Origin of the sequence: Saccharothrix longispora, assembly GCF_031455225.1 — a bacterium.
Taxonomy (GTDB): Bacteria; Actinomycetota; Actinomycetes; order Mycobacteriales; family Pseudonocardiaceae; genus Actinosynnema; species Actinosynnema longispora.
Map to the genome: position 1 here is coordinate 2,096,008 of NZ_JAVDSG010000001.1, position 25,989 is coordinate 2,121,996.

Sequence of the window (25,989 nt, forward strand, 5' to 3'; positions counted from 1 at the left end):
GTCAGGACCTCTCCGGCATGACCCCCGCCGAGGCGAGGTAGTCGACGTGGCGGGCGATCATCTCGGCGTCGGCGGGCGGGAACTCGACGCCGCACGAGCGGGCGGCGTCCCAGGTCGCGGTGCAGTCGAACACCGGGTGCGCCCGGTGCGTGGTGGTCAACCCGAACGCCAGCGGGCCGAACGCGCTGTCCGGGCTCTCCAGCATCAGCGACCGCCACTCCGGGTACTCCAGCACCCGGTTCGGGTAGCCCTTGGCGGCCAGCACGCCGCCCAGGTCGGCGTAGGTGAACCCGTCGGCCCGGTAGTAGTGGAAATCGCGGCCGTGCAGCTCCGGGTTCGCGGAGATGCCCGCGATGGCCGCGGCGAGCCGGTCCACCGGCAGCATGTCGATCACGTCGTTCGTCCGCGGCACGGCGCGGGCGTGCGCGCAGGTCGAGATCTGGCGGCTCAGGTACGACTCGGTCTTCGCCGTGCCGGTGCGCACGTCGCCCACGATCGCCGCGATGCGGTGGACCGACACCGGCAGGCCGCGGTCGCGCGCGAGCACGCCCATCGTGTCGGCCACCCACTTGGTGGTGTGGTAGCCGGTGTCCAGGCCGGTCGGGTCCTCCGCGCGGTCGGCCTCGGTGATGCGCTGCCGGTCGTAGGCGGCGCCGAGGAACACGCCGAGCGTGGACATCAGGTGCAGCGGCTTCGTCGAGTACCGGGTGGCCAGGCGCAGCACGTCGACCGTGCTGCCGACGTGCGGCGGCATCATCCACTGGTAGGTGAGGACGAAGTTCATCACCGCGCCGTTGTGGTAGATCGCGTCCACGCTCTCGGCCAGGCCGTCGAACGCCTTCTCCGACAGGCCCAGCAGCGGCCGGGACATGTCGCCCACCACGGGCACGACCCGCGCCAGCAGCTCCTCGGGCACGTCGAGGTGGGCGCGGCGCAGGTTGGCGCGGATGCGCGCGGCGGCCACGGTCGGCGTCTCCGCCCGCACCAGGCAGTGCACCTCGGCGTCGGTGCGGGTCAGCAGCTCGCCGAGCAGGTGCGCGCCGAGGAACCCGGTGGCGCCGGTCAGCAGCACGCGCTCGACGGGGCCGGTGCGGACCGGGTGGTGCGGGGCGACGTCGTCCGGCGGGACGGCGTCGAGCCTCATCTCCGGCACGGTCGGCAGCCCGGAGCGGTACTTCTTGGCGAACGTGTGGTCCGACGCCGCGGCCTGCTCCACCACCTCGGCCAGTTCGGCGAGGTCGGCGGTGGCGAACAGGGCGCGCAGCGGCACCGTGACGCCCAGCAGGGCGCGGACCTTCGCCAGCACGGCGGCGGCGATCAGCGAGTGCCCGCCCAGGCCGAAGAAGCTGTCCCGGCGGCCGACGAGCGGCGCGTCGAGCACCTCCGACCAGATCTCGGCCAGCGTCCGCTCGACCGGCGTGCGCGGCGGCTCGTACGGCGCGGTGCGCGCGGACGCGTCCGGCTCGGGCAGCGCGGCCAGGTCCACCTTGCCGTGCCGGGTGAGCGGCAGCGCGTCCAGTTCGACGCGCGCGCCGGGCAGCATCGCCTCCGGCAGGCGCTCGGCGCAGAACGCCCGCAGCGCGTCCAGCTCCGGTGCGGTCCCGCCTGCCCGCAGCACGACGTAGGCGACCAGCACGTCCCCCCGCACCGCCGCGGCGGCCTCGGCGACCTCCGGGTGCGCCAGCAGCGCCGCCCGCACCTCGCCGGGCTCGATGCGGTGGCCGCGCAGCTTGACCTGGTCGTCCACGCGACCCAGGAACTCCAGCGTCCCGTCGGGCAGCAGCCGCACCAGGTCCCCGGTGCGGTACGTGCGCCCGCCCGGCACGACCGGGTCCGGCAGGTACGCCGACGCGGTCCGCGCCGGGTCGCCCCGGTAGCCGCGGGCGGGTGCCAGGCCGCCGACGTGCAGCTCGCCGGGCACGCCGACCGGCGCCGGTCGCAGCGCGCCGTCCAGCACGTACGCCCGCACGCCCGGCAGCGGCCTGCCGATGGGCAGGGTCGCGGCGCGCGGGTCCACCTCGGAGGCGTCGACCGTGCGGTGGGTGGTGGCGCACACCGTGGTCTCGGTCGGGCCGTAGTGGTTGACCAGGCCGACCTTGCCGCCGGTGAGCGCGGCCCACTCGGCGACCGTCGCGGTCGGCACGGCCTCGCCGCCGATCATCACGGTGGTCAGCGGGCCGGGGTCCACGTCCTGGCCGGACAGGCCCGCGAGGTCGGCTACCCACCGCTTGAACAGCGCGGCGGGCGCGTCGACCGCGGTGATGCCGTGCTCGGCGCACAGCGCGAGCAGGTCCGCGCCGCCCACCGTCGCCGGCTCCGGGTGCACGACGACGGCGGAGCCGGAGCACCAGGCGGGGAACACGTCGCCCACCGAGGCGTCGAAGCTCAGCGGCGGCACCATGAGGATGCGCCCGCCGGGCGCGAACCCGTGCAGGTCGACGAACGAGCCGGTCAGGTTGGCCAGCGTGTCGTGCTGCACCTGCACGCCCTTGGGCACGCCGGTCGAGCCCGACGTGTAGACGACGTAGGCCAGCGATCCCGCGGCGGTCGCGACGGCGGGCGGCGCGTCGGCCTCGCCGGTGAACGCGTCGTCGGTGGTGTCCAGCAGCGCGCCGCGGTACCCGCCGAAGCGGTCCCGGTCGCCGGGCGCCGTGATCACGACGGGCGCGCCGCAGTCGGCGAGCAGCCCGGCCAGCCGGGCGGGCGGGTTCGCCGGGTCCAGCGGCACGTACGCGCCGCCCGCCTTGAGCACGGCGAGCAGCCCGACCAGGGCGTCCGGTCCGGCCTTCACGGCGAGGCCCACGGGCGTCTCCGGGCCGACGCCCCACTCGGCGAGCAGGTGCGCGACCCGGTTGGCCCGCCGGTCGAGCTGCCCGAACGTGAGCGACGAGCCGTCGGCGAGGTCCAGCACCGCGGTGGCGCCGGGGTGGGCGGCGACCTGCTCGGCGATCCGGGGCAGCACGTGGGGGTACCGGGCCGGCGCGGGGCCGTTCAGCGCCGCCGCGGCCTCCCGGTCCGCCGCCGTGGACGTGTCCAGCGCGGACAGCCGGGTGGTCGGGTGCTCCACCAGGGCGGAGAGCACCGCGAGCAGGTGGTCGGCCATCCGCGCCACGGTGTCCGAGTCGAAGAGGTCGGTGCTGTAGTCGAGGTTCGCCGGCCAGTCGCCGTCGGTCTCGCGCACGTGCAGGGTCAGGTCGAAGCGGCTGGTCGCCCGGTCCGCGGGCAGCGGCGCGGCCGGGAACCCGCCCCACGTGTCGGAGCCGCCGCCGCGGTTCAGCACCAGCATCACCTGGAACAGCGGGTGGTGCGCGAGGTCGCGGCGCGGCGCCACCCGGGCGGCGACCTCGTCGAAGGCGACGTCGGCGTGGTCGAGCGCGTCGATCGCGGTGGCCCGCGCGCGGGCGAGCAGGTCGGCGGGGGTCGGGTCGCCGGACAGGTCCAGGCGCAGCGCGGTCGTGGTGACGAACATGCCGACCGAGCGCTCCAGCTCCGGGAACGGCCGGTGCGTGGTCGGCGCGCCGACCACCAGGTCGTCGGCGCCCGAGCGGCGGGACAGCAGCACGCCGAACCCGGCCAGCAGACCGGCGAACGTCGTGCAGCCGTGCGCGCGGGTCAGCTCGGCGAGACCCGCCGCCAGGGCGCGCGGGACCGTGAACCGGTGGCTCGCGCCGGCGACCGTGCGGTGCGGGGTGCGCGGCCGGTCCAGCGCCAGGTCGAGCACCTCGGGCGCGCCGGCCAGGCGGTCGGCCCAGTGGTCGAGCTGCCGCTGCCGCTCGCCGTCGGCGAGCCGGTCGGCCTGCCAGTGCGCGTAGTCGGGGAACTGGGTGCCCGTCTGCGGCAGCTCGCGGCCCGCGTACACCTCGCCGACCTCGCCGACGACCAGGCCGAGCGACAGGTCGTCGCACACGATGTGGTGGGCGCTGAACACCAGGGCGGTGTCGCCGGGGCCGACCCGCACGACCCGCACCCGGAACAGGGGGGCGGCGCCCAGGTCGAACGGCGCGTCCACCTCGGCCAGCACGAACGCGCGCAGCTCCTCCTCGTCGGCGACCTCGGCGGACACCACGTCCTCGGCCACCTCGTCGAGGACCTGCTGCTCGGGCGTGCCGTCGGTGTCGACGACGCGGGTGCGCAACGCCTCGTGCCGCGCGGTCACGGCGCGCACGGCCGCGCGCAGGCGCTCCTCGTCCACGTCCCCCGCGACGCGCAGCGCGGCGTACATGACGTACGCGCCCGCGTCCAGGCCGAGCCGCCCGGTCAGCCAGAGGCCGCGCTGGTTGCCGGACAGCGGCACGACGGCCCCGGCCGGGCGCTCCGGCACGGCCCGCCGGGGGGCGGTGGCCAGGCCGCGCTGCGCGAGCAGCTTCTCCAGCAGGCGTTCGCGGTGGTCGGACAGTTCGGTCACGGGGCGGTCCTTTCGGGCGACGGCGACGGTGCCTCGTCGGCCACCGCATCGGGCAGGTCGTCCACGGCGCGCAGCCGCGGGAGGGACCGGGCGTAGGCGGTCAGCGCGAGCATCAGCACGCCGACGACCAGGAAGATCAGGGCGATGCCGCGTCCCTCGCCGGTGCCGATGACGGCGCCCACGCTCGACGCGAGCGCGCCGTCGGGGGCCATCAGCGGTTCGGCCACGCCGTCGGTGAGCGGGCCGATCAGCAGGTACGCCACGGGCATGGCGGCGGTGCTCAGCACCCGCACCACGCCCAGCACGCGGCCGAGGACGGCCGGGGCGACCTTGGTCTGCAACAGGGTGACGCAGGCGGTGTTCATCAGCGGCAGCGTGAACAGGAACGCGGGCGCGGCCAGGCCGATCAGCCACGGCGACGGCGCCAGGGAGTGCAGCACCAGGAACACCCCACCCAGGCCCAGGCCCAGGTACACGCCGCGCACGCGGCGCTTCGGCCCGCCCCACACGCCCATCACCAGGCCGCCGACGAACACCCCGCTCCCGCCGGCGGCCATCAGCGCGCCCAGCACCGCGGGGGAGGAGAACGACAGGATCAGCGGCTGCACCAGCCCGCCCGCGACGGCGAACAGGAAGTTCCACACGCCGAACACGGCGATCAGCGCGAACAGGCCTGGTGCGCCGCGCAGCCACGCGAGCCCCGCCCGGACGCCCCGCTCGCCGTCCTCCGACGCGCCCGCCGGGCGGACGGTCGACCCGGGCAGCCGGGCGAGCAGCAGCGCGGTCACCGCGAACACCATCGTCACCACGTCCACCACCAGCACGCCCCGCAGGCCCACGAACGCGAGCAGCGCGCCCGCCACCAGCGGCGCGGCGATCTGCACGCCCTGCGTGATCTGCATCAGCCCGTTGACCCGGCCCAGGTGCTCCTTGGGCACCAGGGAGGGCACGAGCGCGGTGTAGGCGATGACGTGGAACGAGTTCAGCGTCGCGGTCAGCGCCGTGGCCAGGTACACCTGCCACACGGCCAGCCCGCCGGAGGACACCACGACCAGCAGCGCCACCGTGACCAGGCCCGCGCACGAGTCCGCGACCAGCATGATCCGCTTGCGGTCGTACCGGTCGGCGACCGCGCCCGCGTACGGCGCGAGCAGGATGCCCGGCACCACCGCGCAGAACTGGATCAGCGCGAACTGCGTCACCGACCCGGTGCCCTGGTAGACCCACACGCCGAGCACGAACGCGGTGAGCGCCGAGCCGATCACGGACACCAGCTGACCCGCCCACACCAGGGCGAACCGCCGCAGACCCGGGCCCGACCCCGTCGGGCTCACCTGGCCACCTCCCCGAGCATCGCCTCGACCTCCTCGGCCGACATGCCGGCCAGCTGCACGCGCAGCTCGGCGACCGCGGCCACCCGTCCCGGCTCGTCCTCCAGCGAGACCAGCGCGGCGGCCAGCCCGGCGACGGTCGGCGCGGTGAACATCCGGCCGATCGGCACCGACACCGAGAACGCGCCCCGCACCCGGGCCAGCACCTTCGCGGCGAGCAGCGAGTGCCCGCCGAGCGCGAAGAAGTCGTCGTGCACGCCCACCTCCGGCACGCCGAGCACCTCGGCCCACACGTCCGCCAGCACCCGCTCCACCGCGTCGCGCGGCGCGACCCGCTCGCCCCCGGCGCCCCACACGGGCGGCGGCAGGGCCTTGCGGTCGGTCTTGCCGTTGGGCGTCAGCGGGAACGCGTCGAGCAGCACGGCCGTCGCGGGCAGCATGTAGTCCGGCAGCCGCTCGGCGAGCCGGGCGCGCACCCGTGCCCACGTCCCGTCGACCGGCGTCCCCTCGACCGTCCCCTCGACGGCGGGGTCGTCCACCACGAGGTAGGCGACCAGGCGTTCGTCGACGGGCAGCACCACCGCCTCGCGCACCCCGTCGCACGCCACCAGCGCCGCCTCGACCTCGCCGAGCTCGATGCGGAAGCCCCGCACCTTGACCTGGTGGTCGGTGCGGCCGAGGAACTCCAGCGTGCCGTCCTCCCGGTGCCGCACCAGGTCGCCGGTGGCGTACAGCCGCCGCCCCGGTTCCGGGGAGAACGGGTCGGGCACGAACCGGGACGCGGTCAGCGCGGGCCGCGCGCGGTAGCCGCGCGCCACCCCGGAACCGCCGATGTGCAGCTCGCCCACCACACCCGGCGGCACCGGCTCCAGCGCCGGCCCCAGCACGTAGAGCCGGGTGTTGCCGATCGGCGGCCCCAGCACCACCGGCGCGGGGGAGGGCTCCACCAGCCCGGCGGACGACCACACGGTGGTCTCGGTGGGGCCGTAGGCGTTCCACAGCAGGGCGTCGTCGGACAGCAGGTCGTCGGCCAGGTCGCGGGGCAGCGCCTCGCCGCCGCAGATCCGGGTCACCACGCCCGCCGGCACGCCGCCCGCCGCGTGCAGCAGCCGCCACGTCGCCGGGGTGGCCTGCACCGCGGTCACCTCGCGCTCGACCAGCAGCGAGCGCAGCGCGGCGCCGTCACCGGCCGTCTCCGCCGGCACCACCAGCACCTCGGCGCCCGCCGTGAGTGGCAGCAGCAGCTCCAGCACGGAGATGTCGAACGACAGCGTCGTCACCGCCGCCAGCCGGTCCTCCGGGCCGAGCCCGAACAGCTGCCGGAACGACACCAGCAGGTTCACCACCGCCCGGTGCGGCACCTCCACGCCCTTCGGCGTGCCGGTGGAGCCGGACGTGTAGATGACGTACGCGAGGTCCTCGCCGCACGCCGGGGACGTGGTGGGCGTCGTCGGGAACGCGTCGGCGTCGGCGAGGCCCACCGCGGTGCCGCCGTACGCCGGGAACGCCCGGTCGGTGACCAGCACGGCCGCGCCGGAGTCGGCGAGCATCAGCGCCAGCCGGTCCGCGGGCCAGCCGGGGTCCAGCGGCACGTACGCCGCCCCCGCCTTCCACACCCCGAGCACGGCCGCCACCAGGTCGGGCGTGCGCGGCAGGCACAGCGCCACCACCGAGCCGGGGCCCGCGCCGTGCGACCGCAGCAGCGCGGCGACCTGCTCGGCGCGCGCGGCGAGCTGCTCGTGGGTCAGCGCGCCGCCCACCCCGGACACGGCGGTGCCGCGCCCGCCGATCAGGTCGAGCGCCGTGGCGGCGGGCGGCAGCGGCAGGTCGGTGGCGTTGTGCCCCTCCAGCACCTGCCAGCGCTGCACGCCGGTCAGCCCGTCCAGCTCGCCGATCCGCTTCTCCGGGTGCTCGGCGGCGGCGGTGAGCAGCGCGATCAGCCGGTCGGTGAACCCGGCGACGGTGTCCGCGTCGAACAGGTCGGTGTTGTACTCCACGACCAGCGCCAGCCGGTCGCCCTGCTGGTCGGCGGCCACCGTCAGGTCGAACTTCGACACCTTCGGGTCGGGCATCAGCGGCGAGACCCGCAGCCCCGTCATCTCCAGCACCAGCGGCGGGGTGTTGGTGAAGATCAGCTGGGCCTGGTGGATCGGCGCGTGGCCGGTGCTCCGCTGCGGGCTGATGTGCTCCACGAGCCGCTCGAACGGCAGGTCGGCGTGCGCGAGGCCGTCCACGGCGGACTCGCGCACGCGGGCCAGCAGCTCGGTGAACGTCGGGTCGCCGCCGACGTGCACGCGCAGCGGCAGCGTGTTGACGAAGAACCCGATCAGGCGCTCCAGGTCGGGGTGGGACCGACCGGCGACCGGCGTGCCGACGACCACGTCGTCCTGCCCCGCCAGGCGGCCGAGCCGGGCCGCGAACGCCGCCAGCAGCACCATGAAGGTCGTCACGCCGTGCGCCCGCGCCACGTCCTCCAGCGGACCGACCGGGACGTGCGCGCAGTGCAGCGCGCCCCGGTAGGTGACCACGGGGGGCCGCGGCCGGTCGGTGGGCAGCGTCAGCAGCTCGGGCGCGCCGTCGAGGTGCCGCGCCCAGTGGTCGAGGTGCTCGGCGACCACGTCGTCGGCCATCCGGTCGCGCTGCCACACCGCGAAGTCGGGGTACTGCAGCCGCAGCGCGGGCAGGTCCGGCTCGCGGCCGGCCAGGACGGCGTCGTAGGCCGTGCCCAGCTCGTCGAGCAGCACCGACAGCGACCACGCGTCCGAGCAGATGTGGTGCAGGTTCAGCACCAGCACGTGGTCGTCGTCGGCGAACCGGCCGAGGCTCGCGGCGAACAGCGGGCCGCGGTGCAGGTCGAACCCGATGCCGCCGCGTTCGTCGGCGAACCGCTGCGCCGCCGCGTCCCGCTCCCCGTCCGACAGGTCGTGGCCCGACAGGTCGTGCACCGTGAGCGCCGCCGTGCCGGTGGGCGCGACCAGCTGCACGGGCTCGCCGCCCGAGTCGGGGAACGTGGTGCGCAGCGCGGCGTGCCGCTCCACCAGCACGTCCAGCGCGCGGTGCAGCGCGGCCCGGTCCAGCGCGCCGCGCAGCCGCAGCGCGATCGGCACGTTGTAGACCGCGCTGCCGGGGGCGAACCGGTCCAGGAACCACAGCCGCTGCTGGCCGAACGACAGCGGGTAGGCGGCGGGTGCGGCGGCGCGTGCGCGCAGCCGTTGTGCCAGCAGCGCGCGCTTGCGCGCCGAGGAGGTCTGCTCGGTCATGTCAGCTCCCCGCCGGGGTCGAGAGGCGGTCGGCGGCGGCCCGCACCTCGTCGCGGAGGTGCGTGGGGACGCGTCCGCCGAACCGCTGGAGGTACGCGGCGACCGTGGTGTCGTCGTCGCGCAGGAAGGGGAAGTCGGTGGGCACCATGTGCCGGATCGCCAGCAGCGGGACGGGGCTGTGCAGCGGCCGGAAGGCCGGGTTCCACAGGCCGGCCTTCTGCGGCGGGCCGGGGTGGAACTCGCCGAGCATCAGCCCCAGCCGGGTGTACTCGGCCTTCAGCAGCTCCTGCGTCCGGTCCACCACCCCGAACTCCGCGAGGTCCGGGAACAGCACCAGGATCGTCTTGAACTGCGCGCCGGGACCGGTGCGCGGCTCCAGCCCGGCGAACCAGTCGCGGTAGTGCAGCAGCAGCGCGGCCAGCTCGTCGGGGTCGCTCGGCGTGCCGGCGCGCACCGACAGGTAGAACAGCCCGCGCTGCAACGAGGTGTCGGTGAACGGGCACACCGCGCCGCGCCTGCCCAGGTCGGGGTGCGGGCCGCCCAGGTACTCGCCGGCCCACGCGAAGACGGCGCGCAGCTGCGGCTCGTGCGCCGCCACCTCCTCGGGCAGCCGGGGACCGGCGAAGTCGGCCGGTTCGACCAGGGGGTGGGCCTGGCCGGTCGGGTGGACCAGCATCACGTCACCTTCCTTCCGCCCGGGGATCGGGTGCCTCGGGAGCGGACGACGAGCCCGGCGAGGGTGGCGCCGGCGAGCGTTGCGGTGGCGGCGAGGGCCGTGTCCAGCAGGCGGTCCTGCCGCCGGGCACGGGCGAGGGCGTCGCCGTAGGGGACGGTGGTGTGCGCGATCAGCGTGTAGAGCGGCACCCACTTGCGGGGGAACAGCCGGTGCAGCGCGAGGTCCACCTTCTTGCGGACGAGGAACAGCGGTGAGCGCAGCTTGTCCCGCAGCTCCACGAAGTTGCGCTCGGACAGCTCGGCCAGCACGTCGGTGTGCGGCTTCCGGGCGGCCTCGAACGCGGCCAGCGCGCGCGGCAGGTCGTGCGGGTGGGCGGCCAGGCAGCGGTCGAGGGTCGAGCAGTCCTCGAACGCGGCGTTCATGCCCTGCCCGAAGAACGGGTACACCGCGTGCGCGGCGTCGCCGATCAGCACGATCCCGCGACCCTCGTCCGTGGTGGAGTGCCACGGCGAGGTGCGCACGGTGACCAGGCTCGCGGGCTCGTGGTCGAGGAACTGCTCCACCACGTCCGGGATCAGGGTCAGCGTGTCGGGGAAGCGGCGGGCGAAGAAGTCCCGGACCCTCCCCGGCTCGGTGAGCCCGGCGAACCCGTGCTCGCCGTCGAACGGCAGGAACACCGTGGCGGTCAGCGAGCCGTCCGCGTTGGGGTGCGCCACGATCAGCCCGTCGTCACCCGGCCACACGTGCAGCGCGCGCAGCTCGGTGCGCGGCCGCCCGTCGTCGCCGACCGGGATCAGCAGCTCCTTGTAGCCCCACTCCAGGAACTCCTGGTGCAGGTCCACCCGCCGGCCGCGGCCGAGGTGCCCGCGCACGGCGGAGAACGCGCCGTCGGCGCCGATCACCAGGTCCGCGGTGTGCACCTCCTCGCCGTCCGGGCCGAGGGCGGTGACCGCGGGCTTGGCCCGGTCCACGGCGGTGACCCGGTGGCCCCACAGGAACTCGACGCCCCGCCGCTCCGCCTCGTCGACGAGCGCCACGTTCAGGTCGTGCCGCAGCACGGAGTGCAGGATCTGGTCCTCCGCCAACCCGTAGGGCTGGAACCGCAGCCCGTCGGGCAGGTGCACGACCCGGCCGCGCATCGGCACGGTGAGCGGCGCCAACCGCTCCAGCAACCCGATCTCGCGCAGCGCGACGATCCCGCGCTGCGACAGCCCGAGGTTGATCGAGCGGCCCTCCTCGCGCACGCCCGGCGCGCGCGGGTCGCCACGCCGTTCGAGCACCCGCACCAGGTAGCCGCGCCGGGCCAGGTAGACGGCCGTGAGCGAGCCGGCCAGCCCGGAGCCGACGACCAGCGCGTGCCGGCTCACAGCAGGTCCCCGTCGTCCAGGGTGCCCAGCAGCCGGTCGATCTCGGCGTCGGACAGCTCGTCGAGCTGGTCCAGCAGCGGCACGGGACCGCGCGTGGCCGTGCCCCGGGCGAGCCCGGCGCACAGCTCGGCGATGGTCGGCGCGGCGAACAGCGTCGCCAGCGGCAGGTCCGCGTCCAGCGCGGTGCGGACCCGGGCGAGCATCTGGGTGGCGGTCAGCGAGTGGCCGCCCAGGGCGAAGAAGTTGTCGTGCACGCCGAGCGGCGCGTCGGCCGGCATGGACAGCACGTCCCGCCAGATCTCGGCCATGCGCAGCTCGGTGTCGTCGCGCGGGTCGACGCGCTCGACGTCCTCGGTCGTCCACACCGGGGCGGGCAGCGCGTCCCGGTCGATCTTGCCGGTGCCGGTGCGCGGCAGTTCCGGCAGCACGACGACCGACGCCGGCAGCATGTACTCCGGCAGGCCCGCCGCCAGGTGCGGTCGCAGCCGGCGGCGCAGCTCGTCGTCCGGGACGTCCCCGGCGGTCACGACGTAGGCGATCAGCCGCACGTCGGCCGCGTGCGCGGACCACGCCACGACGACGGCCTGCGCCACGTCCGGGTGGGCGCGCAGCACGGCCTCGACCTCGCCGGGCTCGATGCGGTAGCCGCGCACCTTGAGCTGCCGGTCGGCGCGGCCCAGGAACTCCAGCTTCCCGTTCGCGTGCCGCCGGACCAGGTCGCCGGAGGCGTACAGGCGGCCACCGGGCGCGTCGCCGAACGGGTCCGGCCGGAACCGGTCGGCGGTCGTCCCGGGCAGGCCGTGGTAGCCGCAGGCCACACCGGCGCCGCCGATGTGCAGCTCGCCGATCACACCGGGCGGCACCGGGCGCAGCAGCGGGTCGAGCACGTGCAGCGACGTGCCGCGCACGGCGGGGCCCAGCCGCACCGGGTCCGGCGCGTGCGCCACGACGCCCGCGGCCGAGTACACCGTGGTCTCGGTGGGGCCGTAGCCGTCGATCAGCACCGCGCCGCCGCGCTGGAGGTCGTCGGCGAGGTCGCGGGTCATCGCCTCGCCGCCGCTGATCGCCAGCCGCACGCACCCCGGCACGCCGCCCGCCGCGACGACCATCCGCCAGCTCGCCGGACCGCCCTGCACGACGGTGGCCCGCGTCGCCGCGATCCGCTCGCGCAGCAGCGCGCCGTCGGCCACGTCGTCGGCCGGCACCACGACCAGCGTCGCGCCCGTCACCAGCGGCGCGAGCATCTCCACCGTGGACACGTCGAACGCGGGCGTGGTGATGGACGCGAACCGGTCGTCCGGGCCGAGGCCGGTCAGCTCCACCATGGCGCGCAGCAGCGCGGCCAGGCCTCCCTGCGTGCACCGCACGCCCTTGGGCCTGCCGGTGGAACCCGAGGTGTGGATGACGTAGGCCAGGCCGCCGGGGTGCTGCGGCACGGCGTCCGGCGCGGTGTCGGGCTGCGCGGCCAGGTCGGCGGTGTCCAGGTCGACCTCGGTCCACGGCCCGTCGAGCGGCCCGGTGACCTCGCGGGCCGCGCCGTCGGTGACCAGCACCGGCACGTCCGAGCCCTCGGCCATGGCGGTGAGCCGGGCGGCGGGCCACGACGGGTCCAGCGGCAGGTAGCCCGCGCCCGCCTTCCAGGCGGCCAGGATGCCGGTCACCACCGACGCGCCCCGGTCGAGGCACAGCGCCACCGGCCGGTCGGGGCCGGCGCCCGCGGCGAGCAGCACGTGCGCCAGCCGGTTCGCGGCCCGGTCCAGCTCGCCGCGGGTCAGCTCGCACCCGCCGTCGACACCTGCGATCGCGACGCCGTCCGGGTTCTCGGCGAGCGCGGCGAGCACCAGGCCGGCGGCGGTCCCGGCGGGCACGTCGACCGCGCGTTCGCCGAAGTCCCGGTCGGTGAGCACCAGCTCCGCCACCTTCTCGGCGGGGGAGGCGTGCGCGGCGGCGGCGAACACCGCGTGCAGGGCCTCGACCGACGCGGCGTCGAACAGCTCGGCGTCGTACTGCCAGCGCGCGAACCACCGGTCGCCGTCCCGCTCCACGGTCAGCGACAGGTCGAACTTCGCGCCGCCGTTGGCCACGGTCTCCGGCCGGAACACGACGGGGCCCGCGACCCGCGCGGCCGGCACCGGCTCCACCGCGAACATCACCTGCACCAGCGGCGAGTGAGCCAGGGTGCGCTGCGGCGCGACGAGGTCCACCAGCTGCTCGAACGGCAGGTCCTGGTGCGCCAGCGCGGCCACCGTCGCCGCCTCGGCCGCCGCGACGACCTCGCCGAACGTCGTGCCCGGCGTGAAGGTCGCGCGCAGCGGCAGGGTGTTCGCGACGAACCCGACCAGCCCCTCCATCTCCGGGAGCGTGCGGGCCGAGACGGGCGTGGCGACCAGGAAGTCCGCCTGGCCGGTCACCCGGTGCAGCACGCACTGGAAGACCGCGAGCAGCCGCGCGAACGACCCGTCGCCGATCTCCACCCCGGCCCGCAGCTCCGCGCCCCGGCCGGTGGGGACGGCCGGTCGCGGGTGGTCGGCGGGCAGCGTCAGCACGGTCGGCACGCCGTCCAGCGCGCGCCGCCAGTGCTCGGCCCCGGCGGCGAACGCGCCGCCGTCGACCTGCTCCCGCTGCCACACCGCGTAGTCCGGGTACTGCACGGGCAGCTCGGGCAGCTCGGCGGGCGCACCGCCCACCTCGGCCGCGTACAGCACCGCCAGCTCGTCGAAGAGCACCGCGCACGACCAGCCGTCGGCGATCGCGTGGTGCAGCACGAGCACCAGCACGTCGCCGTTGAGCAGGCTCGCCCGCAGCAGCGGCCCGTCGTGCAGCGAGAACGGCCTGCCGACCTCCTCGCGCACCGCCGCGTCCACGTCGGGCGCCTCGGCCAGGCGCAGCGGCACGGGCGCCACCGCCGTCACGACCTGCACGGGCACGCCGTCGTCCACCGCGAACCGGGTGCGCAGCGCCTCGTGCCGCGCGACCAGCGCGTCCAGCGCGGCGCGCAGCGCGTCGACGTCCAGCGGACCGTCGATCCCCACCCGCCAGCCGATGTTGTAGACGGGGCTGCCGGGCAGCAGCTGGTCGACCAGCCACAGCCTGCGCTGCCCCGACGACGCGGGGAACAGGAAGACCTCGTCCGCCCGACCCTCCGGTATCACTGCGCTCATCGCAGTCCCTCCCCCCTCTTCACGCCGGCCCGCTCGGGCCAGCCCCGCCGGTCCACCGCCACGACGCGGAACTCCGCCGTGTGCCGCGCGCCGTGCGCGTCGGTCAACCACAGCTGGTCCGGGCCGGGCAGCATCTCGCCCACACCCATCGGCGCCTCGGGCTTCTCGCGGTCCAGCGCGCGCACCGCGTGGGCGAACAGCTCGACCGACGGCTGGCTCTCCAGGTCCACGTAGAACGGTTTGTGCTCCACCGGGCTCTTCACGAACACGAACCTCGGCATGCCGTGCTCACGGCGCCACGCCTGCGCGCGCAGGAACCGGGTCTCCTCGTCCGCCGCGAACGCGAACGCCGACCTGGCGGCGGGTAATCGCCAGCCCTCCCGGGCGACGACCAGCCGGTCGATGCTCACCCTGGGGGTGTGCTCGCCCGCCGGCAGCAGCCGGAAGTGCTGCACCAGTTGCGCCATGACCTGCTCGTTGAGCAGCTCGACCAGGTCGAGGTCGACCCGGCCGTCCCGGCTGCGGGCCAGCAGCCGCCCGCCGACCTCGACGACCTCGCACGCGCCCACCGGCACGGCGTCCGCCAGGCCCGGTCCGCACGCGTCGTGCCCGAACACGATCTTCAGGTCCCGCGGCAGCACGAGCGCGTCGGCCAGCCGCTGCGGCGTGCCCCCCTCCTCGCGGGTGGTGGCCAGCACGACCCGCGGCCCGCCCAGGTCCCGGGCCATCGCCGTGCGCAGCTGCTCCGGGTCGGGGTGCTGCGACACGAACAGCGCCGACCGCATGGTGTTGACGCCGGGGTGCACCTCGCCCAGCACCCACCGGTAGTCGCCCTCGCGCACGGCCTGCTCGTCGCGCGCGGCGATCAGCACGTCCGGGCTGTGCTGCACGGCGCCCCGCCACCCCGGCCGGGGCGCGGCGAACGCGGCCAGCACGGCGTCCCGCACGTCGTCGCCGCGGTGGTGGACCTCGCGCCCACCTGGCTGACCGGTACCGAGCGCCGTGGCCCAGCGCTGCTGCAACGCCTGCACGAGCCGCCCGATCAGCCGCTCGTCGAGGCGGAAGATCGTGTCGTTGGCCCACAGCCAGAAGTCCGCGAGCGGCACCCGGTCCGACCCGGTGGCGGTGACCCGCTCCCGGTAGACCTCGCGCAGCGCCCGCCCGTACAGCGCGGCGCCCGCGCCGGTGAACCAGCGCGCCGCCTCCAGCACCAGCGACAGCGGCGACCACAGCGTCTCCAGCAGCGCCGGGGACAGCGTGACGTCCAGGTCGCGGCGGCACTCCTCGTGCACCACGGTCCGGCCCGCGTAGAACAGGCCGGGCCTGCGCACGGCCGCCGCGCCGGTGATGCCGGTGAACGTCTCCTGGAGGTCGCCGATCGCCTTCACCAGCCGGTCCGGGTCACCCGCGGCCTCCGCGACCGCGTCCCGGCCGCGCTCGACCTCGGCCAGCTTCGCCGCGGTCGCCGCGCGCACCGCGTCGTCCCCGATGGCCGCGACCTGCCGCCGCAGCGACTCCTGCGGCACCAGCGCCTCCGGCGGCACCTCCAGCGTCCACGCGATGCGCTTGGCCTGGCGCAGCCGTTCGAGGGCGTCGAAGACGTCCCGTTCGGGTTCGCCGAGCCGTTCGGCGAGGGCGTGCGCCCCGGTGAGCCCGTCGCACGCGGCGAGCACGGCGGCGTCCAGCGCGGGCAGCCGCACCGGCCCGGTCATCGGCACGTGCAGCGTGTCGCCGTCGACGTGCACGAACGGCATCCGCCGCGGCACCGCCCACGGCCGCACCTCGTCGGTCGTCAACGCCTCCGCGAGCTGCTGCACGGCCCAGTTCTCCAGGTAGACCGTGCGCGAGTCGACCAGCTCCGGCCCCGGGCGGGCGGTCAGCGCGGCGGGCGCGTCGTCCTCGACCCGCGCCCAGCCGACCGGCCCGAAGAACCCGATCGTGTCGTTCTTCGCGCAGTAGCGCTGGAGGTAGCTGACGACGGTGTGCTCCCAGCGCCGGTAGTCGACGTTGCGCGGCGCGGGCCGGTCGCCGCCGAGCGCCCGGTGCAGCGCGTCGACGGCGGTCTGGAGCGCACGCGGGTTCTGCCACGCCACCGCCTCGCGGAACTTCGGGTCGCCGCTCACGACCCGCAGCACGTCGGCCGCCGCGCGCCGGCCCTCCTCGAACCGGGTCGCGTAGTCGGCCAGCAGCGCCTCGTGCCGGGCGGCGGCGTCGGCGGCCACCGCGAGCGCCGCGCCCACCTCGGCGAACCCCTCCCGCGGCACCACGAGCTGCACCTCTGCCCCCGTCGTCCCCGGCTCCGCCGCCCCCACCGCGACCGCGTCGCCGCCGGCGGTGTCGACCGCGGCGGGCGCGGGCAGGGGAGTGGTGACGGTGACCGCCTCGACGGCCGCCAGCGCTGCCCGCGCCTCGGCGAACCGGCCCTTGCGCACCAGCCGCCCGATCCGGCGCAGCGCGGACCGCTGCTCGCCCGACGCCCGGTCCTCGACCTCCCGCAGCACGCGGAACGCCGCCCACCGGGCCTCGCCCAGCGCGTCCTCGGCGGCCAGCGCGTCCTCCGCCGCGCGGGCCGCGTCCGGGCTCGCCACGGCCAGCAGCGGCTCGACGCCGAACCCGGTTCCGCGCAGCTCGACCCACCGCCACGCCGCCCAGTCACCCCCGCCGCCCGGCACCACCAGGTGGTCCGGGACCGGCCGGGACGCGGGCCGCGAGGCGGGCACCCGGTGGGCGGACCGGTCGCGCCGCGCGATGCCCGCCGTCGGCGCGGCCCCCGACGTGCCCAGGGCGTCCAGCGCGGCGGCGCAGGCGGCCAGCGTGCGGGCCCTGTGCAGCTCGGCCACCGGCACCTCCACGCCGAACTCCTCGCGCACCCGGAACGCCAGCCGCACCGCCAGCAGCGAGTTGCCGCCGATGGCGAAGAAGTCGTCCTCGGCGAACACCTCGGGCACGTCCAGCAGGTGTCGCCACAGCCCGGCCAGCCGGCGCTGGGTGCCGGTGGCGGGGGAGGTCCGGTCCGCGCCCCGCGCGCCCGGGGCGCGGACCGAGTCCAATGCCGCCCGGTCGACCTTGCCGCTGCGGTTCAGCGGCAGCTCGGCCAGCGGGACGTACCTGGCGGGGCACAGGTAGGCGGGCAGCCGCCCGGCGACGTGCTCGCGCACCGCGTCGACGTCGAACGACCCCGAGGGCACGACGAACGCCACGAGGTGCCGCGCCTCGCCGTCACCGACCGGCAGCACGGCCGCCGACCCGATCAGCGGGTGTTCCCGCAGGACCGCCTCGACCTCGGCGGGCTCCACCAGGAACCCGCGCACCTTCACCTGGCGGTCCGCGCGCCCCACGAACTCCAGCACCCCGTCGGGCCGCCACCGCGCCAGGTCGCCGGTCCGGTACAGCCGACCGCCCGGCTCCGCGCCGAACGGGTCGGGCACGAACTTCGCGGCGGTCAGCGCGGGCGCGCCCCAGTAGCCGCGCGCCAGCCCGTCGCCGCCGGCGTACAGCTCGCCGGGCACGCCCACCGGCACCGGCCGCATCAGCTCGTCCAGCAGGTACACCGCGCCGCGCTGCACGGGCACGCCGATCGGCACGGTCGCGCCCACCTCGTCGGGCGAGGTCATCACGTGGCACGAGGTGAACGTGGTGTTCTCGGTCGGCCCGTACCCGTTGACCACCGGCTTGCCGCCGCGTGCCGCGAGGGACGCGCGCACCGCGTCCGGCGCGAGCACGTCGCCACCGGCCAGCAGCTGCTCGACGTCGGCGGTCAGCGCGGGGTCGAGGGCGTGGAACAGCCCGGCGGTCAGCCACAGCACGTCCACCCGGTGCTCGCGCAGCAGCGCCGCCAGCACGGCCGGGTCGACCGGGCCCTCCGGCGCGGGCACGACCCGGCCGCCGGTCAGCAGCGCGCCCCACACCTCCAGCGTGGTCAGGTCGAACGCGGTCGCCGACAGGTGCAGGAACGTCCGCCCGGGCCCGAAGCGGGCGAAGTTCGGTCCGGTGACCAGCCGCACCACGCCCCGGTGCGGCACCGCGACGCCCTTGGGCCTGCCGGTCGAGCCGGAGGTGTAGTTGACGTAGGCCACGCCCGACGGGTGCGCGGGCACGGCGTCGAACGCGGTCGGCCCGGCGTCGAGGTCTACCTCGGACAGCACGACCGCGCCCACCCCGTCCGGCAGCGGGCGCGGGCGGTCGGCGACCACCAGCGACGCGCCGGACTCGCGCAGCGCCACCGCGTCGCGCGCCGCCGGGTTCGCCGGGTCCAGCGGCAGGTAGGCCGCCCCGGTCTTGAGCACGGCCAGCATCGCCGTGACCAGGTCCGCGCCGCGCGGCAGCGCCAGCCCCACCGGCCGGTCCGCCACCGCGCCCCGGGCCGCGAGCACGTGCGCCAGCCGGTCCGACCGCTCGTCCAGCTCGCGGTAGGTCAGCCACCGCGCGCCGTCGAACACGGCGTCCGCGTCCGGCCGCCGCCACACCTGCTCGGCGAACAGGGCGGGCACGGTCGCGTCGTCGGGCAACTCCACGTCGGTGCGGTTCCAGTGCTCCAGCAGCCGCACCCGTTCCGCCCCGCGCGGCTCGGCCAGCTCGCGCACCGGTCGTCCCGGCGCCTGCGCCATGCCCGCGAGCAGTGCGCGGACCTGCGTGAGCAGCGCGTCCGGGGCCCACCCCGGGAACCGGCCCGTGTCGTGGATCAGCTGGAAGCTCAGGTGCGGTTCGGCGAACGCGTACAGCGTCATGGCGTAGCCGGGGGTCCGCAGGATGCGCACGCGCCGGTCCGGCGGCGACGACGGCCGCGCGGCCAGCACGGTGTTGACCTCGCTGCGCTCGAACAGCACCAGGCTGCGCATCAGCGGCGTCTCGTGGCCGGCCGCCCGCTGGATGTCGGGCAGCGGGCACAGCTGGTGGTCGCGGGCGCGCACCGACCGCTCGCGCACGTCCCGCAGCCAGTCGGCGACCGACGAGTCCCGGTCCACCGGGAGCCGCAGCGGCACGGTCGCCAGCAGCAGGCCCACCATGTCCTTCGCACCCTCGGCGGTGCCGTGCCGCGCCGCCCTCGTCACGCCGAACACCGCCTCGTCGCCGCGTGCGTGCGTGGCCAGGACCAGGCCCCAGGCGGCGAGCACGACCGTGTTCACGGTGACCCCGACCCCGGCGGCCAGCGCGTTGACCGCCTCGGTCTCGGCGGCGGACAGGTCGAGCGCGGCGGTGGCCATCACCGGGGCGTCGGGGCCTGCGTGCTCCAGCGGCAGCGGTCCCGGTTCCGGCGCCCCGGCCAGTTCGGCGGCCCAGAACCGCCGGTCGGCGAGCTGCCCCGGGTGGTCGGGCGCGATCCGCGCGTCGTACCAGCGGGCGTAGTCGGCGAAGTCCGGGCGGGGCGGGAAGGTCGCCGCACCACCCGCGAGGCGTGCCGCGTAGTCGTCATCGACCTCGCCCAGCAGCATGGCCAGCGACCGGCCGTCGAGGATCGCGTGGTGGAACGTCGCGACCACCACGTCGCCGGGCAGCGCCACGACCCGCAGCGCGGACGCCGACACCGGGTCCACCCCGGCCCGCCGGTCGGCCGCCAGGAACGCGTCCAGGTCGGTCACCGAGTCGTCCACCAGCACCGGGACGTCCCGCGCGGGGCCGGCCCACTGCACCATGCCGCCGTCGGCGCGCCACGTGAACCGGGTCCGCAGCACGGGGTGCCGCTCGACCGCCGCGCGCCACGCGGCCAGGTAGGCGGTGGTGTCCAGGCCGTGCGGCCAGTGCTGCACGCACTGGATCACGTCGGTCCCGGCGGACGGGTCCCGCAACCCGGCCGCGATCATTCCGCTCTGCAGCGGCAGGGCGGGCGCGAACCGCGGCGCCGAATCCGTGTGCACCAAAAGCCTCCCGGTCGGATGTGTTTCGACGTGCACGACCGAACCGGCCGCCGGCTATTGCCGGAGGCCGTTTTCCGCGGTCGGCGAAGACGCCCGCGGTCAACGGGCGCGTCGGGTGAGGGCGTGTCGGGTGGCGTCAGCCGCCGTGCGCCGCGAGGTGCTCGCGGACGCTGCGCGGGCGCATGTCGGTCCACACCGCGTCGATGTGGGCCAGGCAGTCTTCCCTGCTACCGCGGGTGCCCTCGGCTCGCCACCCCGCCGGGAGGTCGCGGTCGGCGAACCATACCGAGTACTGCTCCTCGTCGTTCAGGACAACCAGGAATTCGCGGGAATCCGCGTTCTCGACGCTCATGGTGCGGTGTTCTCCAGCCCTTGGCGGATGGGGCGGGTTTGCCGGGGCGAAACGTTACGCCGGGAGTCTCGGAATGTGGAAGCCACTGAACGGTCGAACTGCCCATTCGGGATTCCGGTCGTAAACTATTTAAATTGCCTATGGAGTGTCGCTGCGCGTGTCCGTGTGGTCACCGGAACCTGATGTGCGGCGCGGAATTCCCCCTGAGCGCGATACGCGGTCGAAGTGGGGGTGGTGTGGTGTCGACGCGGCGGAATCGATTTACCGCAGGTAGAGGCTGTTATCGCTAACACGAGGCCATCGAGGCGGGGCGCGTCGACCTCCGTCGAAGGCGTTCGACGCCAGGGACGTGCTGGCGCTGCGTGGCGAAGTGGGTATTGAGCGTCACGCATCGGTGCTGTTAGCGTTAACAGCGAGGTGCCGGGGTCGCCGGCACCTCGGAGCCCGTGCGCGTGCCACCGCCACGTCGCTCGACCACACCAAGTCCGCGTCCGTTCTCCGGACGCGGGTTCGACCGCGTTCACCCGTGCAGCGTCGCAGGGAGCTGAGCCATGAGATCGTCGCCCGTTCTCGCCGCCACGGCGGTCCCGCTCGCCGTGCCGCCCCGGATCGCCGCCGCGGTGCACCGGCCGCAGTCGACGCACGACGACGGCAAGGCCCCTGAGTCCACCTCCGCCGACGTCGTCGCCCCCGCCCGCAACCCCGGCGGCACACCCGCCCACGGCGTCCCCGCCCGTCCTGGCACCCGATCGGCGACCCCCGCCGGCGAACCGGCGTCCTGACCGCCCGTTCCCGTTCCCCCGAACCAGGTGGTCGGCGGGACTCTCCCACCGCCGGCCACCTCCCCTCCTGGTCACCCCCACCTTGGAGCACCTGCCATGCTGCACCGACGCACGTTCCTGACCGGGGGCGCGTCCGCCGTCGCCCTGTCCTCGGTCCTCCGCCACACCGCGTCCGCCGCGCCCGGTGACGCCGCCTACGTGATGGGCTACTTCACCGAATCGCCGAACCGCGTGGCCGACCGCTACGCCCTGCACCTCGCCGTGAGCCTCGACGGCCTGACGTGGACCCCGCTCAACCAGGGCAACCCCGTCGCCACCCCCACCGCCGGCACCGGCGGCCTGCGCGACCCGCACATCATCCGCAAGCAGTCCGGCGGGTTCGCCGTCCTGGCGACCGACCTCACCGGCACCGACTTCACCCGGCAGAACCAGTACATCCACGCCTGGGACTCGGCCGACCTGCGCTCGTTCACCGGCTACCGTCGGCTGCGCATGCACTCGATGCCGACCCACACCTGGGCGCCCGAGGCCTTCTGGGACCCGGCGCGCGGCCAGTACGGCATCCTCTACTCGGCCAACAGCGGCGGGCGGGACGCGTTCCACGTCAACTACACGACCGACTTCGTCACCGTCGGGTCGCCGCAGCTGTTCTTCGACCCGGGGTTCAACGTGCTGGACGGTACGGTGCACACGCACAACGGCGTGAACTACCTGTACTACAAGAGCTTCGTGGACGGTCGCCTCTACGGGGCCCGCTCGTCGACGTTGAACCCCCGCAGCTTCACCACCTACACGGCGGGCGTCGTGACCGGCGGCATCGAAGCCCCGATCGTGGTCAAGGCCAACGACCGGAACGAGTGGTTCCTGTGGGGCGACTCGTTCTCCCCGGTGAACGGCGAGCTGTACGCGTGGCGTTCGGGCAACATCGCCACCGACTCCTGGACCCCGCTGACGAAGGACCGGTACACCCAGCCCCTCAACGCCAAGCATCCCACCATCTGCCCGATCACCAGGGCGGAGCACGACAACCTCCTGTCCCACTGGGGCGCCCCGACCTGGAACAGGCTCAAGTCCTACAACTACCCGGACCACCTGATCCGCCACCAGGACAACGCCGCCCGCATCGACCCCTACCCGTTCGACCCTTACCAGGACTCACAGTGGCGCCTGGTCCCCGGCCTGGCCTCCTCGTCGGGCGTCTCGTTCCGCTCGGTCAACTACCCCGACCGCTACCTGAGGCACTCGGGCTACGCGATCACCCTGGCCGCACCGGACGGCAGCGCGACCTTCAACGCGGACGCCACCTTCACCAGGGTCGCGGGCCTTGCGGACGGCTCCTGGTCCTCGTTCCGCTCCCACAACTTCCCGGACCGCCACCTCCGCCACGCGGGCTACGTCCTCCGGATCGACCCGATCTCCACCGCGTCCGACCGGGCGGACGCCACCTTCCAGGTCGGGTACTGACCCGACCGGGGCTGCGGGCGCGGCAAGACGGCGGCCTACCGCGCCCGCAGCAGCCCTCCCGCACGAGGCCCCCGCCTCGCGCAGAGCGCGCGGTAGGCCTCCGGCCCACCGCGGACCTCGACGGGGTCGTGGTCATCGGTTGACGGGGACAGGGGCCCCGGGAGGGCCCCTGTCCGGCACCACCGGCGGGTCGATCAGCTGGAACCGGAGATCTTCCAGAAACCCACGGTCGGCAGGGTGTCCGGCCCGACCGACCCCCTGCCCCAGAAGTAGTCGTCGAAGTTCGCGATCCACGAGTTCCCGATCGGCCCCATGGTCGCCCACCGCACCCACGACGGCTGGGTGTCGATCGACGCCTGAGCCCACGCCACGCGCACCTTCATCGGCCGCAGGAAGTTCAGGAACGGCCTGCGCAGCAGGTAGTTGCCGTACCGCGAGCCGAACGAGCTGTTCTGCACCACGCCCGTCTCGAAGCTGTTGATCTGGTGCAGCCCGCGGAACGACGGGCCCCACCGCTGCCACCACGCCTGGCCGCTCGCCGTGCTCTGGAGCAGGCTCGGGGTGTAGAGGCTCATCCACTCGGCGTCCCGGTTGCCCCAGCGCGCCTCGGTGTTGCGCAGCGTGCTGTCGGTGACGGCGCTGCACCCGGCGAACGACAGGCCGAACGCGCCGCCCCGCCCGTGGTAGTAGGTCATGTCGACGTCGTCGGCGTACACGTGGTCCTGGCCGCCCGCGAACGCCGGGTCCTTGAAGTCCTGCTCCCACGCGTTCGCCCCGGTCCAGCTGAACTGCACCGGGACGCCCGCGTTGGTGAAGCGGGTGTTGAAGCCGGTGATGTCCGCCGGGATGCCGGACAGGGACTGGCAGGTGCCGGTGCCGGAGCTGCCGACGTCGACCCGGGTGGTCCACTGCGCGCCCACGTCGCCCGCGACGCCCGCGTCACCGGCGGCGCGCTGGCGGGGCGGCACGGTCGGGTCCGGGGCCGGGTCGGGGCTGCCGAGGACGCCGGGCAGGTGGAACACGGACGACGAGCCGGTCGACGGGTCCAGGACCCGGCAGCGGAGGACCGGTTCCAAGCGGTCGTAGACCGGGGGGCGAGCGACCCAGGGCGGCGCCCAGTAGATGTAGTCCGCCAAGCCCAGCTGCAGCGGGTACGCGGCGGCGCGGCACCTGCTGTAGCGCTCGTCGTAGCCCAGGACCTGCACCGTGCCGGCGCGGGCGAGCACGCGGGTGGAGTAGGTGAGCTGGGTGACCGAGCCCGCGCCGTCCAGGGAGACCCGGATCTTCGAGCCGGGGCCCTCCAACGGGAGGCCGTCGAGCTGGAAGTCGAACGTCACCGTGGTGTCCAGCGAGGCGCCGGCCACCGCGTTGCCGTTGGCGTCGGTGATGTCGAGCGTCGAGTGGGACGCGCTCGCGGTGGCGTTCCCGGGGAGCAGGCCGACACCGCGCAAGGTTTCGGTGACGCGCTTGGCGGCCTCGTCGAGGGGGACGGCCCTCAGCCCGCGCACGGCGTCGAGGTCGAGCTGGGTCTGACTGGTCGCCTGACCGCTCTCGTCGGGCCGGCCCGCGCCGCGGTCGATGCCGGGGACGCGCAGGTGGCGGTCCTCGTCGATGAACGTGACCACGCCCTCGGGCGTGCGCTCGACGCTCTCGAGGCCGAACGCCCGCTGCAGGGCCGCCGCCTGCTCCGGGGTCAGGCCCTCCGAGCGGACGGCGTACACGGGCAGTTCGTCGGCGGCGGACGCGGTACCTGCGGTGGCGCCGGTCAGCGCCACCGCGCCCAGCATCCCGGACAGGGCGAGCAACGTCGCTCCCCGTCGTCTGGTGGACATGCGTTTCCCTCCTGCGCCGCGGAGCAGGGCCCGCGGCGCGACAGGAGGACTTCGCCGAACGTGGTGTGATACGGAACCGGACCGGCGTCCACTCGAACGGCGTCACCCGTTGACGCTCTCGGCCCACGAAGAACCTCCAGGTGGGGGACGCTCCGCTCCTGCGGTCCGCGGCCTCGACGCGGTACCTGCCGCGGCTGCTCCGGGAACCGCGCATCGAGTCCACACCGGACTCGACGGAGCCGCGCACGACCGGCCGGCAGATCGGACGCCGTCGAAGCGCCGCTCTGCCGGGAGTCGCACGGTCTGCAAGCACCCCGCCCGGGGTCGCTGCCGCGCAGCGACCGAGATCGACAGGGACCGCTGTCGACGCGGAGCGGTCGTTCACGCGCCGAATGGCGCAGCCCAGGCTTTCGATATCTCATGCACGATTTGTGCGGACAGCGTGCCCGGTATTCGTCGTATTCCATTTCGCTGCATGGCGGCGCGCCGGTTCCCGGTGGGCGCGGGCCGAACGGCCGTCACTCGGCGGACGCATCTGCAGTTCGATCGGACGGCGGCCAACAGGGAGAACGCGGAACGTCAGCGGGCCAACGACATCCTCAAGGCCGCGTCCGCGTTCGCGACGGAACTCGACCCGACCCGGGGCAGGTTGGGCGCAACCGAACACGGCCGTGGCCTGCTCGTGGTCAACAGGCTGTCGGTCAACCGGGGACATCGGCGTGACGGCGACCGGGGAACCGTCTGGGCCCAGGTCCGACGGGCCTGAGTCGTCCGTGCGAACACCGCGGCCGGAGCAGGACGAGGTGGTGGCGGCCTGTGCTACGCGGCGTGGAGTCGTTCGGGTCGTTGATCGGACCTTGGATCCGGTCGATCAACGACCCGAACACCGGTGCTCACGTCGAGGGGCACGGGGTGGTGCCGGTCAACGGGTGGGGTCAGACGGGAGGTGCGGACTGACGGGCCAGCTCCGACAGATCGATGAGGAACTCCGCTGCCGGTACGGGTTTGCCTTCCTTGCGGGTCGGTGACGGTGCCAGTGGCACGAACAGGTCGGTGGCTGCCGAGTGCAGCCACAGCGCCATGACGTAGAGGGCGGGGATGCGCAGGAGGCGGAGTTCGAAGCCTGCCGCCGCGAGTTGGGGCAGCTTTCGGACGGCCTTGACGGCTTTGTCGGTTTCGGCCACGAACGGACCCTCGGTGAACTGCGAGACCTCGTGGGTCCCGTCGGGTGCCTGCGTGGTTTCGGCGCTGGCGATGAGTTGTCCGCCGTCCTCGACGAGGTAGCGCCAGCCGACCGGCCGGGCCGTGTCGAGACCGGCATCGGAGGTGATGTCGTCGAGCCCCATGGTGAAGACTTGGTGGGGGGTGGACAGGTCGAGCCGGTCCTTGCGGGCGCCGCGCAGTGCCTTGGTGGAGAACTTGCCGCCGTCGGCGAACGCGCGGAGCTTCGCCTTGACCTTGTCGGGCACGCCGGTGGGCGGGTCGGGCAGGTGCAGGGGCATGC

Annotated in this window: 13 protein-coding genes; 3 read left to right on the top strand and 10 right to left on the bottom strand. The window is 75.0% G+C overall.

Annotated features, from left to right (window positions below):
* Position 1: 1 nt before the first annotated feature.
* The 8 genes from J2S66_RS08810 to J2S66_RS08845 all read right to left on the bottom strand — a co-directional run bounded on the left by J2S66_RS08810 (position 2) and on the right by J2S66_RS08845 (position 20,407).
* Positions 2–4,405: a non-ribosomal peptide synthetase gene (locus tag J2S66_RS08810; RefSeq protein WP_310306052.1), complete on the bottom strand. Its 4,404-nt coding sequence runs from the start codon at positions 4,403–4,405 to the stop codon at positions 2–4.
* Complete coding sequence (locus J2S66_RS08815; protein WP_310306054.1) at positions 4,402–5,739, bottom strand: MFS transporter; 1,338 nt, start codon at positions 5,737–5,739, stop codon at positions 4,402–4,404. The genes J2S66_RS08810 and J2S66_RS08815 overlap by 4 nt, the downstream gene beginning before the upstream one ends.
* A complete protein-coding gene (locus J2S66_RS08820; RefSeq protein ID WP_310306056.1) occupies positions 5,736–8,996 on the bottom strand; it encodes a non-ribosomal peptide synthetase in 3,261 nt (1,086 codons plus the stop codon). The genes J2S66_RS08815 and J2S66_RS08820 overlap by 4 nt, the downstream gene beginning before the upstream one ends.
* 1 nt (position 8,997) lies before the next feature.
* Complete coding sequence (locus J2S66_RS08825) at positions 8,998–9,672, bottom strand: DUF6875 domain-containing protein (RefSeq protein ID WP_310306059.1); 675 nt, start codon at positions 9,670–9,672, stop codon at positions 8,998–9,000.
* Positions 9,672–11,039, bottom strand: a complete 1,368-nt coding sequence (locus J2S66_RS08830) for an FAD-dependent oxidoreductase (RefSeq protein ID WP_310306060.1) — start codon at positions 11,037–11,039, stop codon at positions 9,672–9,674. Before J2S66_RS08830 ends, J2S66_RS08825 begins: the two co-directional genes overlap by 1 nt.
* Positions 11,036–14,200 (bottom strand): non-ribosomal peptide synthetase, encoded by a 3,165-nt coding sequence (locus tag J2S66_RS08835; RefSeq protein WP_310306062.1) that lies wholly within the window; start codon positions 14,198–14,200, stop codon positions 11,036–11,038. Before J2S66_RS08835 ends, J2S66_RS08830 begins: the two co-directional genes overlap by 4 nt.
* On the bottom strand, positions 14,197–20,055 hold the full coding sequence (locus J2S66_RS08840; RefSeq protein WP_310306064.1) for a non-ribosomal peptide synthetase: 5,859 nt from the start codon (positions 20,053–20,055) through the stop codon (positions 14,197–14,199). Before J2S66_RS08840 ends, J2S66_RS08835 begins: the two co-directional genes overlap by 4 nt.
* Before the next feature lie 136 nt (positions 20,056–20,191).
* Positions 20,192–20,407 carry an MbtH family protein gene (locus tag J2S66_RS08845; protein ID WP_306747886.1) on the bottom strand — a complete coding sequence of 72 codons (216 nt, stop codon included), beginning with the start codon at positions 20,405–20,407 and terminating at the stop codon, positions 20,192–20,194.
* Between the two features lie 551 nt (positions 20,408–20,958).
* Between J2S66_RS08845 and J2S66_RS08850 the strand changes: the two genes are divergently transcribed.
* Together J2S66_RS08850 and J2S66_RS08855 are read left to right on the top strand one after the other, a co-directional pair.
* Complete coding sequence (locus J2S66_RS08850) at positions 20,959–21,189, top strand: hypothetical protein (RefSeq protein WP_310306067.1); 231 nt, start codon at positions 20,959–20,961, stop codon at positions 21,187–21,189.
* 96 nt (positions 21,190–21,285) lie between these two features.
* Positions 21,286–22,653, top strand: a complete 1,368-nt coding sequence (locus J2S66_RS08855) for an AbfB domain-containing protein (protein ID WP_310306069.1) — start codon at positions 21,286–21,288, stop codon at positions 22,651–22,653.
* A 194-nt stretch (positions 22,654–22,847) separates the two neighbouring features.
* Here the strand turns inward: J2S66_RS08855 and J2S66_RS08860 are convergent, their stop codons facing one another.
* Positions 22,848–24,485 carry a DUF6345 domain-containing protein gene (locus J2S66_RS08860; RefSeq protein ID WP_310306071.1) on the bottom strand — a complete coding sequence of 546 codons (1,638 nt, stop codon included), beginning with the start codon at positions 24,483–24,485 and terminating at the stop codon, positions 22,848–22,850.
* A gap of 475 nt (positions 24,486–24,960) precedes the next feature.
* On the opposite strand from J2S66_RS08860, the gene J2S66_RS08865 reads away from it, so the two are divergent.
* On the top strand, positions 24,961–25,251 hold the full coding sequence (locus tag J2S66_RS08865; protein ID WP_310306073.1) for a hypothetical protein: 291 nt from the start codon (positions 24,961–24,963) through the stop codon (positions 25,249–25,251).
* Positions 25,252–25,420: 169 nt separating this feature from the next.
* Here the strand turns inward: J2S66_RS08865 and J2S66_RS08870 are convergent, their stop codons facing one another.
* Complete coding sequence (locus J2S66_RS08870; RefSeq protein WP_310306075.1) at positions 25,421–25,987, bottom strand: hypothetical protein; 567 nt, start codon at positions 25,985–25,987, stop codon at positions 25,421–25,423.
* Positions 25,988–25,989 lie beyond the last annotated feature (2 nt).

Coding starts and splice junctions, on each gene's coding strand:
- J2S66_RS08820 (WP_310306056.1), bottom strand. CDS start 8,996: ATGACCGAGCAGACCTCCTCGGCGCGCAAGCGCGCGCTGCTGGCACAA.
- J2S66_RS08825 (WP_310306059.1), bottom strand. CDS start 9,672: ATGCTGGTCCACCCGACCGGCCAGGCCCACCCCCTGGTCGAACCGGCC.
- J2S66_RS08835 (WP_310306062.1), bottom strand. CDS start 14,200: ATGAGCGCAGTGATACCGGAGGGTCGGGCGGACGAGGTCTTCCTGTTC.
- J2S66_RS08845 (WP_306747886.1), bottom strand. CDS start 20,407: ATGAGCGTCGAGAACGCGGATTCCCGCGAATTCCTGGTTGTCCTGAAC.
- J2S66_RS08850 (WP_310306067.1), top strand. CDS start 20,959: ATGAGATCGTCGCCCGTTCTCGCCGCCACGGCGGTCCCGCTCGCCGTG.
- J2S66_RS08855 (WP_310306069.1), top strand. CDS start 21,286: ATGCTGCACCGACGCACGTTCCTGACCGGGGGCGCGTCCGCCGTCGCC.
- J2S66_RS08860 (WP_310306071.1), bottom strand. CDS start 24,485: ATGTCCACCAGACGACGGGGAGCGACGTTGCTCGCCCTGTCCGGGATG.
- J2S66_RS08865 (WP_310306073.1), top strand. CDS start 24,961: ATGGCGGCGCGCCGGTTCCCGGTGGGCGCGGGCCGAACGGCCGTCACT.
- J2S66_RS08870 (WP_310306075.1), bottom strand. CDS start 25,987: ATGCCCCTGCACCTGCCCGACCCGCCCACCGGCGTGCCCGACAAGGTC.